The organism is Actinomycetota bacterium (assembly GCA_040755895.1).
GTDB lineage: Bacteria > Actinomycetota > Aquicultoria > Subteraquimicrobiales > Subteraquimicrobiaceae > Subteraquimicrobium.
Map to the genome: position 1 here is coordinate 1 of JBFMAG010000032.1, position 12015 is coordinate 12015.

Below are 12015 nucleotides of genomic sequence, written 5' to 3' on the forward strand. Positions count from 1 at the left end.
TCAGCCATTTTAGCTGCAGCTTCTTTGACCACATCCGCAATTATATCCATGCTCACCGCAGCGGGCATCTTGGCTACCTTGGCAGTTGCCTCCTTTAAGGGTTCTTCCATTGCCTCCACTTTCTCCATCGAGGTTACTTTCGCGCCTGCTTCTCTCATCACATCGACCAACCTCATGATATCCATGATTCTCCTTCTTCTCTCAGCGGCAGGCAATCCCGCTTCTGCCATCCTCAATATCGCCTCTCTGAACATATCGAGTTCCGCCTGGGCTATGGCCTCCGCTTCTTTCATAGCCTCTTCTCTCACACGAGCGAGTTTCTTTCTCCTCTCCTCAACGGATACTTCCTCTCTTATCATCTCAAGGGTCGCTTGCCTCACAGCTTTTCTAACCATGGCTATTTTTCTGTCCTCTAATCTTTCAAGAAGCTCCCTTCTCTCGGCGGCGACCTCTTCCTCCTCAGGTAAACCGAATATGACAGGAACCACAGTATCCTGAAATCTTCTTTTATATTTCGTTATCAACTTCGGAGTTAGAAGAAAGGCATCTGATAAGGCATAGTAGGATTTATCCACAGCATCGGAAATGAATATTGAAACTTTCGATATGAGAAAAACCGTGCCCGCAGCCAGCTTCAAATACCAATATTTAATAGAAACCCACTCGGGAGGATCTACATGGAACCAACCAAACCTATAGCCCAAAATGAAGTACATTCCTCCACCAAGAATGCAGATGGATAATCCCAGGAGATTGTGGACGACCTCCGGGTTTGTGAGGAAAGCATAGGTTTTGGGATCGTAAAGGAGTGGAATGGTCGATCTCAATCCAGTGGCGTGGATATTGTACAATATATGATATGGATGAGATACTGGGTCAAAACCGAAGTTTGCCAGAGCCGGCCCGATGAACTTCTCCAATAACCAATTGGGCTTGAGACCTATGAACAAAATTGCCGCGGATATAGCGAACATGGCTATCCGCATCGATAGGGGTTCGGGCTCAACATCCTTGAATTTCTCCGGTCTTTTCCATATAAACACAAAGGACCACATCTTCATGTTGGAACAGAATGTACCGAATGCTGTGAGGACGAAGAATACCTCGGCGATTATGAGCAGAATATCCGGTCGATGAACAGCCGAATAATGCGCCGAGTGTTCATAAGCTTCCAATATCGCGTGATGAAGTATGGTCTTGGAGGCAAATCCGTTAAAGAGGGGTATTCCAGATATACCGCAGACGGCAATGAAGCATGCCAAAGCAGTGAAGGGCATATTTCTCCACATTCCACCCAGTTTGTACATATCCAGTTCACGGGTTCTAAAGTATACCGCCCCTATAGCCAGAAACAGTCCCGCTTTAAACAGGGCGTGATTCACTATATGGTAGAGTCCCCCGGCGAGACCCATGGCTCCGTCCGTCCCTAGGTACGCAGCACATCCCAGTCCCATCACGATGTAGCCCATTTGGGAGACGGAATGATATGCAAGCATCCTCTTACAATTCGGAGAAAGCAATGCGTTTACCACGCCAAAGAACATGGTAATCACACCAATCCAAATCAATCCATAACCCAGGCTCGTGAGCATGGTCCAACCGGCTCCGTGAGCAGCCTGGGCAGCCTGAGTTGCGTGTGAGGCGTGAGTGCTGCTGTGCGCTGCCGCCCTTGCAACAGGAGCAAACAGAGTATTCACGGTTCTCAAGATGCCATAGGCTCCCGCTTTTATCATCAAACCGGAAAGCAATGCGGAAGCGGGTGTGGGAGCTATGGGGTGAGCTTCAGGGAGCCAGACGTGGAGGAAGAATATACCAGCTTTGCTCCCAAAGCCCGCGATCATCATGATGGCCACGAGATATCTTAAGTATGAGGGCATGGTCTTTTTCATGAGGGCAGCCATGGGTGCAATATCTATCTTGCCGACCTTGGCAGCGAGGATTATTATTCCTCCAAGGAGAAGCAGCCCACCAATGACGCTCATATAGAGATATAATCTTCCCGCTGCCATGGCTTCTTCAGTTTCCTCGTGAACGACCAGAACGTAGGAGAAGACCGCCAGGAGCTCAAAGAATAAGAACAGAGAGAAGAAATCCTTGGTTAAAAGGACTCCGAGGTTTGCCCCCAGGGTAAGTAGAGCGAAGAAATAATATCTGCCCTGAGCGTGCTCAACACTCATGTATGAAGTTGCATAGATACAGGAAAGTGCCCAAATGAATGCAGTTATCGCGGCTATTAGCAGCCCAACAGCATCCACTCCGAAGTTTATTCCAAAGCCAAGACCTGAAGGGAAAGAACATTCAATGCCCCTGTAAAAATGTTCACCAATATGAATGCCTTGTACCACTGGCTGATACATACAAAGGACGATGACGAAGGTCAAAATGGTTGTGGAAACCACGATGGCATTTCTAATTTTTGTCTTCCCACTGAAGATTGCCGCAAAAACTGCTCCAATAAACGGAATAAGCACGGCAAGAAAGGGAAGAAAGGCTATGATGCTCACCTTAGGTGTTACAGGTCCCAAAACTTCAAGATGCATACATTAACCTCCAACCTTAGTTTGGCAAATTTCAATTCTAGATAAGTGTTTTATCTGCATAAATACTGCTCTTCCCTAGCAAATGTAAAATAAAAATGCAAAATGACATTGAATTTTTCATTTAGGCAAGACTTTAGCTGTGCAAACCTAAATTTTGCCAAAGTACAGAACCTCCAACTTCGAAGGATTTATATCTAATGACCGAAGTAAATGTGAGCTAATGCTTTCGCCAAATTCAGTGGGAACTGAGGATAGATACCGAAGATCAATGTCCCCAAGGCGAGTACAAACAGTGGAACAAGCATTAGCCAACTTGGATCTTCCCTCTTCACCTCGACATGTTCTTCATGACGAGAATGTCCATGCCCGGGATTGTGTCCTCCATGTTCAACTCCAAACCAGGCTCTGATGACGATAGGTCCATAATAAACCGCATTGAGTAAGCTGCTCAAAAGGAGGAAGCCAACCACGGCTATCCCAGTTGCCCTGCTGATGATGCCAATCGAGGCAGATTGAAGAGCCCCTTCAGCCAATACCCATTTACTGATGAATCCACAAAAGGGTGGAAAACCAATCATTGAACAGGCAGCCAAGGTAAAGCAGATCATGGTCAGGGGCATGCGAAAGCCTATCCCCCTCAAATCCTTCAATTGCCTCAAACCGGTTTTGAATATCATTGCTCCGGCACACAGAAACAATGTCCCCTTCATCAAAGCGTGATTGAAGATGTGCAAAACTCCCCCCGTTAAGCCCACGGACGACAGAAGAGCTGCCCCCGTGATCACGTAGCCAATCTGAGCGATGGAGGAGAATGCGAGAAGCCTCTTTATCTCCTTCTGAAGAATGGCACATCCAGAACCCAAAATCATGGTGATTATTCCCAAGACCAATAAGAATTTGCCCGTGGCAAAACTAGCCAGAATTGGGGAGCCAAAAACGGCATATATGGTTCGGATGATTCCGTAAGCTCCTGCCTTTATCATTATCCCTGAAAGCAGAGCAGAAGCGGGCGTCGGAGCAATGGGGTGAGCATCAGGAAGCCACACATGAACGGGAAACATCCCCGCCTTAACGGCGAATCCAAGGATGAAGCACCAAAAGATCAAACCGAAATAGGGACTTTGCCTCAAGGCAGTTAATCCAGCCTCAGTGAGTGTAGTCGTCCCACAAATTGCGTGTGTGGCAACGACAGCCAGAAGCAACACAAGCCCACCAATTATCCCCATGAATAAATATTTGAGACCAGCCTTCATGGCTTCTTCGGTTTCCTCGTGAATGATCAATATATAAGAGAGGATAGCCATGAGTTCGAAGAAAATGTAGAGGCTGAATAGATTACCGGTGAATACAATGCCCATCATCCCGCATAAGGAGAGTAGGGAGAAAATATTGAATCTGGTTTTTGCATGCTCTGGTTTCATATATTCGATGGCATATACAGAAGCCATGAACCATAGCAAAGAGGCGATAAAGCCCAAGAGGAAACCCAGAGAATCAACATATAAAGTTAGGGTCACCGGAAGAAGTGGATAAAATCTCCATTCCACGGTGTGCCCCTTGGCGATCGCCGGATAAATCAAGCACACCAGGAAAAATGTTATCCCGCAGATTATAGCCGTAAGGGTACATCCTCGCTCTTCAGAAACTTTCTTCGAGATATAGTAAACACCTATTGCTCCCAACGCTGGGACTATGATCGCAAGTAAAGCAAATACACCCAATCCAAATTCCCCCAAAAAAATTATCGATTAGATATTCTCATTCAATGACGTGCATGCGGCGAAGCGTGTTCATCGTGGGAAGATATCCCTTTACGAGCGGAAGCATGTCCTTCATGGGTGGAAACATGCTCCTCATGCTCCTCATGGCGCCCCAGAATCCCGTAAACGGTCACAAAAGCTCCCGCGAGGATCATGATACCGAATTTGAGAAAGCCCACACCTGGTGGTTCATGATATGCATGCATTGATGGATGATAATTTAAAGCGTAACAAATAAGTATCAAGAAAGTTAAAATGTAAGCTAGAACTAGACCTTCATGATGAGACCTCCCACGGGTTCGAATCTTTCGAACATAGGAAGTACTTAGTCCGAAAATAACTAATAGGAACCCCCATTGGAGGAAATAAACCAGAGGGGGACCATGATGCTCCTCGTGTTCTGCTTCATGTTCAGCTTCAGGTTTTGTGGTCTCCCTTTCAGCTTGAACCTCTTCCTGAGACTTTTCACGCGAAGCAGGTTTTTCGGTAGCGAGGACGGGAACTGAAAAACTAGTGATTAAAATCAAAACCAAACTTAGAATTAAAAGCCTTTTAATCATGTAATTTTCATTTCCCCCTAATGTGATTGCATTCGCTTCACAATTTTACTTTAAAAGAAGCCTTACAGCAACCCTGGATAAGGGCAAAGCCAGCCAGTGTATCATGGATCCAAAGCCGAGAAGCACGACACACATCGTTCCAACCATGATGGGTACGAGCATCGTCCAAGAGACGCTTTGAGTCTCGAGTTGAATCCTTCGCTCCTCCAAGTGGGTTTCTTCCCCCCTGGCATGAGCTTCTTTAAGAGCCTCAATTTCCTCCTTTGTTTTGCCGAAAAAGGCTGTATAAACTACGGGTAGCAAATAGGCTGCGCAGAGAAGAGAACTGATGAGTAACACCACAACGAAAATGGGTTTTCCCGCCTCAAATCCTCCCACACAAAGCATCCACTTACTTATAAATCCCGCCAATGGCGGACACCCCATCATACCCAGGGATGCTACGGCGAAGCAGGCCATGGTTATGGGAAGCACGTAACCGATACCCCGCATTTCACTTATATTCCTTTTTTTAACCCCTTTTATGATCACTCCAGAACACAGGAATAAAGTCGCCTTCATGAGGCCATGATTGGCGATGTGGACCATGCCCCCTATGGCACTGCTTGGTGTCAAGAGAATGGTTCCCAAAATGATATAAGACATCTGACCTATTGTGGAATAAGCGAGTCTACGTTTGAGATTATCTTGATCTAAAGCGATGATGGAGGCAATGATTATCGTGGCCGCAGCGACATAGGCGAGAATCGTCCCAAATCCCAATTGCTTCAAAAGTTGAGTGCCAAAGACATTGTAAATTACACGCATGATTCCATAGCAACCAGCGCAAACCAAGACACCGGAAAGTAATGCCGATGCGGGCGCGGGAGCGGCGGGGTGGGCGTCGGGGACCCATCCGTGGAGGGGCATAATAGCGGCTTTCACTCCGAAACCTACCACAAAAGAGGTAAATAAGATTATCAGCGTATTATAACCATGCTTTATGGAGAGTATTCCAGTTTTAGTGAGAGTCTGAGAGTTGGCTAAATAAAAGGTCAAAACAATTCCCAATAATATAAAGGTTCCGCCGACCAGCACATAAATTATATATTTTTTACCCGCTGCCAATGCTTCGGGGGTTTCTTCGTGGGCGATCACCGGATAAGAGCTGACTGAGAGCAATTCATAGAATATGAAGAGCGTGAGCAGATTACCCGCAAAGCCAATACCCATGGTCCAGGTCAGACAGAGTATCAAGAAGCCATAATACCTTGTGAGTGCATGTTCGCCTTTCATGTATCCCAAGGAAAAAACCGTGGCTAAAACCCAAAGCAAAGCCGCGGTGAGAGCGAATACTATGCTAAGTCCATCGACTCGGAAATGAAGCCAGATGCGAGGTGTCATGTGTAGGATGTAACATTTGTAAATAATTCCCTTTAGAGAACCAGGGAGCATCAAAAAAGAAAGAGAGAAAGCGAATAAAGTGGCGAAGACGGCAGTCCACTCCCTGAGCTTTTCCGATCTATTTCCGAAAGAAAGGATAATAACTGCGGAAAAGAAAGAGACCACTACAACGAGAACAGGGATAACCGAAATTACCCCGGCCATGATCTCACCCCCAAAATTTACCAACACCTTACCTAAGAAAAATCCCAACAGCCGTTTCCGCCAAGGAGACTGGCATACCTGGAACCATGGACAATGTCCCCAGGGCAATCACATAGATGGCACATATGATGCAAGGATAAAGCAAGAGCCAATGAGCTTCATCCATCCTTATATCTCCATCGGGAGGATTTCTGAAATAGGCTATATAGATTATGGGTAACCAATAGGCAGCATTTAGTAAAGCGCTTACGAGCATGACGACCACGAAGATTGGCCCCCCGGCTTCAAGTGATCCAAGGCACATATACCACTTACTTATGAATCCAGCCAAGAGTGGAATGCCTATGAAACCCAGAGAAGCAATGGAAAAGGTGGCCATGGTTATGGGCATTTTATGACCAATTCCCTCCATTTCACTTATATTCCTCTTGCCCGTTTTTCTCTCGATGGCACCGGCCACGAAGAACAAAGTTATCTTCTGAAAACCCTGATGGGCAATGTGAATTATGCTCGCAAGAGCTGCGGAGGGAGCGTGAAATGGAGCAAGGGATGCTCCAAGAATGATATACGACAATTGACTCACCGTTGAATACGCCAGCCTGCGTTTGAGATTATCCTGTAAGAGGGCGAGTATCGATCCACAAATGATGGTCACCACAGCCACCCAGGCGAGAACGAGACCCACACCCATTTGACTCACAAGAGCAACTCCAAAGACATTGTAGATAACGCGCAAGACTCCAAATACACCAGCTTTAACAACGGCGACTGCATGAAGCAAAGCGCTGACGGGGGTTGGAGCTACCATCGCCGTTGGCAACCAACTATGGAGGGGCATGATTGCGGCTTTCACCCCGAAACCCACGATGAAGGTAGCAAACAGGAGATACAAGATTTTTCCGTGCTTCTCTAGCGACAGTATTCCATTTTTGCTGAGTTCGGTGGTACCCGCAAGATAAAAGGTCATGACGATGGAAAGCAAGAGGAAGGCTCCCGCCGTAAGAGTATATACGAGATACTTTCTACCAGCTTTCATGGCTTCAGGGGTCTCCTCGTGAATTACCAGAGGATAAGTGGCTATGGTGAGCATTTCATAGAAAATGAACAGGGTGAAAAGATTCCCAGAGAAGGCTATTCCAACGGTGGTTGAGACACATAGAGCAAAAAAACCGAAGAATCTCACCTTGGCATGTTCTGGTTCCATATAGCCGATGGCGTAGACCGTGGTAACTATCCATAATGTGGAAGTTACCAAGGCGAAGAACAAACCCATGGGATCGACTCTGAAATAAACGGTTACCCCATGAGCGAAGGGTAAAAGTTTTGTATAAAAGATCACCCCTCTCAAAGCCGCTGGCAGCAGGGATAATACAATGATAAATTTTATTGTCGCGGCGCCCAAACTCCAGAATCTTCTTAAGAAAGTATTTGCACCCGTTAAAAAGATTAAAAGGGCACATAACATCGACACCGTTGGAGCTAAAAGTGGTCTCCAAGAAGCGATTTCCATTCTCGTAACCTCCTATCCTCGAAGTAAGGCGACGATCCAAGGTTTAACGTAACGCACTGGAAGATATGCTAAAGGCAATCCCATCATCAAACAGGCAAAAGCGAGTATCGTTACGGGTATGAGCATGGATAGAGGTGCCTCCTTTGCCTCTGCAATCTCTTTCCTCGTGGGCTCCCTGAAATAAGCGGCATTAACAATCTTGATATAGTAAGCAAATATGAATAGCGCTCCAAATAACAAAGCTGCGGCGAAGAGCGGTGCGTTTGCTTCCATAGCTCCCAAAGCGATGAACCATTTACAGATGAATCCATTGGTGGGAGGAATCCCTACAATGGAGATTATTCCTATGCTCATGGCCGCCATGGTGATGGGCATCCGTTTGGCTATGCCTCTCAAATCGGTGAGCTTTCTGAAGCCCGTTTGATGGATTATGGCTCCCGCGGTTAAGAATAGTGAAACCTTTATGATGGCATGATTGAATATGTGCACTACGCCTCCACGCAAGCCATCGAAGGAGGCGAGACCTATGCCCAAAACGATGTAGCCAATGTTTGATATGGTGGAATAAGCAAGCATCATTTTGATATCATCCTGGAAAAAGGCGAAGAATGCCCCCATGACGATGGAGATTGTCCCTAACCAGGCCAGGATCGTGGTGATGGGGGTGAGATCTAAAACCCCTCCGGTGAGTCTGTACACCTGGAAAACTCTCAATATTCCCAAAAGTCCCGTCTTCACCACCAATCCGGAAAGGATGGCACTAACGGGACATGGGGCAATGGCATGAGCATCCGGTAGCCAGATGTGTGTGGGAAATAAAGCCGCCTTGACGCAGAAACCCACGATGAATAGGGCAAAGGCTACAGCGGCGACCCTCAAAGAATGGACTTCAGGAAGCCTCAATGCCATATCGCGCATATTCAAAGTACCCGTTATGGAATAAACGAAACCGATGGCTAGAAGAATGGAGAGCGAGGATACCGCTCCAACGAGTAAGTATTTAAATGCCGCCATTTCCGCGATTTTCTCGCCACCGATTGCCACCAGAGCATAGGCACTCAGCGATAAGATCTCAGTGAATACGAAGAGGTTAAACATGTCTCCAGTGACCACGAAACCAAGCATTCCAGCGACATTCAGGAGAACAAGCGTATAATAGGTGGAGACCTTCTCCGCGGGGAGCTTTTTCTCTATATATTTTTTAGAAAATATGAGAATGAGAAGGCCAAGGACTGTAATTAGCAGAGAGCTGGCACTGAGCTCATCGAAGTATATTTCTATACCAAAGGGTGGTTTCCATCCACCTAGGTGATAGCTTACGGGTCCAATGAAATAGACCTTGGCGACCAAGTAAGCAGACATGATCATAGAAAGAAAAACGGCAAAAGTGGCAAAGGGCATGCATGCTTTCCTCCGCGACATGCCGATTATCGGATTTATTGCGGCAGCTGCCAAGGGGACTACCACAACTAAAATTGGGAAATGATGTGCGATGCCCATTTTTTACTCCATTTTTTTAAGCTTATCCGCCTCTAAGGTCCCGCAATGCTCGTAGATTTTAATCATCAAGGATAAAGCCAAAGCAGTGGTGCTCACCGCGACCACAATTCCAGTTAGAATTAGAGCTTGGGGGAGAGGATTCACAAAGGGACCTTTGATCGCTCCCATCATAATCGGTGCCTTTCCTCCCCTCACGGCACCAAGGGAAATAAAAAATAAAAATACCGATGTCTCCATGATGTTTAATCCTATGAACTTCTTTATCAGATTGGACTTCATGGTCACGGTGTATAGACCGATGAGAAAAAGGGTTATGGATACCACGTAATTGAAATTAGTTATAAGTTTTTCGATAACTTGAGAAATCACGTTCTCTCCTCCCTATGCATTGAGAAGAATATGGAGGTGAATATGGCGCCTCCCCCGACTCCGATGCCTACCTCGAGCAAATCCAGCATCACTTTCGCTAAGAAGTGCTGATAATGCGGTGATAGGCCCGGGAGCATGAATGTCAGAAAATTTACTCCCGAAAGCAATCCTATGAGTCCAACGATGAAAAAGGTAAACGGGGCAATGCCTTCAATGGAAACTCTTAAGCTTAGTGGAATCCTTCTCATGCCAACCAGTAGACCGAATACTAAAGCGTAAATGATGAAAGCCGCAGCCATTATTGTTCCCCCTTGAAAACCGCCTCCGGGAGAAATGGTGCCAAAAGCTATGATATAAATCGCAAATAGCAGGATGAATGGAAAGATGATCCGGAGTATGGTGTAGACGATCAAGCTCGATTTGACGGGGGAGACATCCATCACGGAAAAACTGGTTTTTCGTTTCTCCCTCGTGAGAAGAGCTAGCACGCCACAAAGGGCGGTGAATATCACCGTAACCTCACCCATGGTGTCATATCCTCTATAGTTAAGCACGATAGTGGTGACGATATTTAGGCAAGCGGCCTCTTCTTTTCCCCTTTCAAGATAGCGTTTAGTAACTTCATAATCATTGGTGGGATTCTTTAAGCTGCCCATAGGGGGGATGTCCACCACGGCTGAAAGCAACATCACCCAGAATACGAGCAAGCATATGAGCATTAAAACCCATTTCATTGGGAACCTTCTCATTCTTCCCTCCGGGTGGTCTTGCTTATGGTCACAATGAACAAAACCGTGGTCACTCCAGCTCCCACGGCGGCTTCAGTGAGAGCGATATCCGGAGCACCCAGCTGTTGCCAAACTATGCACATGATGAGACTATATCCGGAGAAGATGAGCGCTGCCGCCAGTAGATCCCTCGTGCGAACCACGGCCAACGCCGTGGCAATTAAGAATAGTAAAAGCAAGACATCCAATCTCCAAATCATTCCGCTTTTGCCTCCTTCTCGGTCTCTTCAATTAAGGGAGGTGGTGCTACCTTCCTCCAAGGTCGAAGACCACGTCTGAATGCAGCTCTGGCAATGGCGTGACCCATGGTCGGGCTGGTTATTAACACCAAAGCGAAAAGAACCAATATCTTGAGGGCATCGAAGGAAAATTTTTCATATATTGCCAGTCCGAGCAAGATCGAGCACGCCCCCAGGGTGTCACATTTGGTAGCGGCATGGGTTCGGCAGTAAAAATCGGGTAAGCGCAATATGCCTACCGTTCCAACGATGAAAAAGAATATTCCTATAACTGCAAAAATCATGGCGATTATGCGGGTGATTATCTCTATAATCTCAATCACGCTCCCAATCACCCCTTATCTTGCCAGTCTCCAGGTATCTTGCCGCTGCGGTGGTAATGATGAAGTTCAACAGTCCATAAACCAGAGCCACGTCCAAATACATCGCCTGACGGAATATGTAGGCTATGAGTACCAAAATTACCAGGGTTTTAGTACCCACGATGTTCACAGCGAGGATCCTATCAGGTACAGTTGGACCTCGAAATGCCCTGTACAGACAAAGAAAGGCATTGGCTATTAAAATTATTCCAACATATAGGTAAAATGTGCTCACCTTTCTTTCTCCTCATATACCCCAATGACGTGCTCCTGAAGATCCCAACCAAAGATGCTCTCGGCATGCTCTTCGGCGAGGCAATGAATGAAAAAGGTGTTATCCTGAATGTCAACGGTTAGCGTACCTGGAGTAAGCGTTATAGAATTAGCCATGGTAATTTGGGCAAGATGGGAATCCAAGGGAAATTTGAATCTTATGATTATGGGACTTATTGGCAATCTGGGGTCGAGAACCCTCTCCGCCACATCGATGTTTGCTTTGATGATTTGTGTAATCAAATAGGGAACGTAAAGGATAAAGCGCCCAAACTGCTTCCTTGACATCTTGATTGTTTCCATATGACCAGCTAATAGCCCTCGGCAGAGAATGGCAACAAAAAAGGACAAAATAAGACCGATTATTAAAATGGCAACTTTGAAACTCGCCGTAAGAATGATCCAAAAGATCCACAGCGAAAAAATTAAAATGAGGGTCTTTTTATCCATATTCCTTCCCTGGTTTTAGTGAATTTTTTCTCAAAACCACAAAAAAAATCCCCCAAAATTCAAAACCTAAGGGTTAT

General features: G+C 46.2%; 12 protein-coding genes. All 12 read right to left on the reverse strand.

What is annotated here, in order from left to right; genetic code table 11:
- Nucleotides 1-2540: proton-conducting transporter membrane subunit (locus AB1466_01480; GenBank protein MEW6188772.1), on the reverse strand; the 2540-nt coding region annotated here is incomplete at its 3' end.
- Between the two features lie 194 nt (nt 2541-2734).
- Nucleotides 2735-4261 (reverse strand): proton-conducting transporter membrane subunit, encoded by a 1527-nt coding sequence (locus tag AB1466_01485; protein MEW6188773.1) that lies wholly within the window; start codon nt 4259-4261, stop codon nt 2735-2737.
- 41 nt (nt 4262-4302) lie between these two features.
- Nucleotides 4303-4860: a hypothetical protein gene (locus tag AB1466_01490; protein ID MEW6188774.1), complete on the reverse strand. Its 558-nt coding sequence runs from the start codon at nt 4858-4860 to the stop codon at nt 4303-4305.
- 45 nt (nt 4861-4905) lie between these two features.
- A complete protein-coding gene (locus AB1466_01495) occupies nt 4906-6447 on the reverse strand; it encodes a proton-conducting transporter membrane subunit (protein ID MEW6188775.1) in 1542 nt (513 codons plus the stop codon).
- Nucleotides 6448-6475: 28 nt separating this feature from the next.
- Entirely contained in the window at nt 6476-7957 is a 1482-nt protein-coding gene (locus AB1466_01500; protein MEW6188776.1) for a monovalent cation/H+ antiporter subunit D family protein, read from the reverse strand.
- Nucleotides 7958-7969: 12 nt separating this feature from the next.
- On the reverse strand, nt 7970-9457 hold the full coding sequence (locus AB1466_01505) for a proton-conducting transporter membrane subunit (protein MEW6188777.1): 1488 nt from the start codon (nt 9455-9457) through the stop codon (nt 7970-7972).
- A 3-nt stretch (nt 9458-9460) separates the two neighbouring features.
- Complete coding sequence (locus tag AB1466_01510) at nt 9461-9826, reverse strand: cation:proton antiporter subunit C (protein ID MEW6188778.1); 366 nt, start codon at nt 9824-9826, stop codon at nt 9461-9463.
- Entirely contained in the window at nt 9823-10560 is a 738-nt protein-coding gene (mbhE, locus tag AB1466_01515; GenBank protein ID MEW6188779.1) for a hydrogen gas-evolving membrane-bound hydrogenase subunit E, read from the reverse strand. Before mbhE ends, AB1466_01510 begins: the two co-directional genes overlap by 4 nt.
- Nucleotides 10561-10571: 11 nt before the next feature.
- Nucleotides 10572-10814: a hydrogenase subunit MbhD domain-containing protein gene (locus tag AB1466_01520; protein ID MEW6188780.1), complete on the reverse strand. Its 243-nt coding sequence runs from the start codon at nt 10812-10814 to the stop codon at nt 10572-10574.
- Entirely contained in the window at nt 10811-11176 is a 366-nt protein-coding gene (gene mnhG / locus AB1466_01525; GenBank protein MEW6188781.1) for a monovalent cation/H(+) antiporter subunit G, read from the reverse strand. The genes AB1466_01520 and mnhG overlap by 4 nt, the downstream gene beginning before the upstream one ends.
- Nucleotides 11169-11450 carry a cation:proton antiporter gene (locus AB1466_01530; GenBank protein ID MEW6188782.1) on the reverse strand — a complete coding sequence of 94 codons (282 nt, stop codon included), beginning with the start codon at nt 11448-11450 and terminating at the stop codon, nt 11169-11171. Before AB1466_01530 ends, mnhG begins: the two co-directional genes overlap by 8 nt.
- Nucleotides 11447-11938 (reverse strand): Na+/H+ antiporter subunit E, encoded by a 492-nt coding sequence (locus tag AB1466_01535; protein MEW6188783.1) that lies wholly within the window; start codon nt 11936-11938, stop codon nt 11447-11449. The genes AB1466_01530 and AB1466_01535 overlap by 4 nt, the downstream gene beginning before the upstream one ends.
- Nucleotides 11939-12015: the final 77 nt, after the last annotated feature.

Excerpts from the sequence above, each read along its gene's own strand:
- mbhE (MEW6188779.1), bottom strand. The coding sequence starts at position 10,560 with ATGAAATGGGTTTTAATGCTCATATGCTTGCTCGTATTCTGGGTGATG.
- AB1466_01495 (MEW6188775.1), bottom strand. The coding sequence starts at position 6,447 with ATGGCCGGGGTAATTTCGGTTATCCCTGTTCTCGTTGTAGTGGTCTCT.
- AB1466_01520 (MEW6188780.1), bottom strand. The coding sequence starts at position 10,814 with ATGATTTGGAGATTGGATGTCTTGCTTTTACTATTCTTAATTGCCACG.
- AB1466_01505 (MEW6188777.1), bottom strand. The coding sequence starts at position 9,457 with ATGGGCATCGCACATCATTTCCCAATTTTAGTTGTGGTAGTCCCCTTG.
- AB1466_01490 (MEW6188774.1), bottom strand. The coding sequence starts at position 4,860 with ATGATTAAAAGGCTTTTAATTCTAAGTTTGGTTTTGATTTTAATCACT.
- AB1466_01500 (MEW6188776.1), bottom strand. The coding sequence starts at position 7,957 with ATGGAAATCGCTTCTTGGAGACCACTTTTAGCTCCAACGGTGTCGATG.
- AB1466_01535 (MEW6188783.1), bottom strand. The coding sequence starts at position 11,938 with ATGGATAAAAAGACCCTCATTTTAATTTTTTCGCTGTGGATCTTTTGG.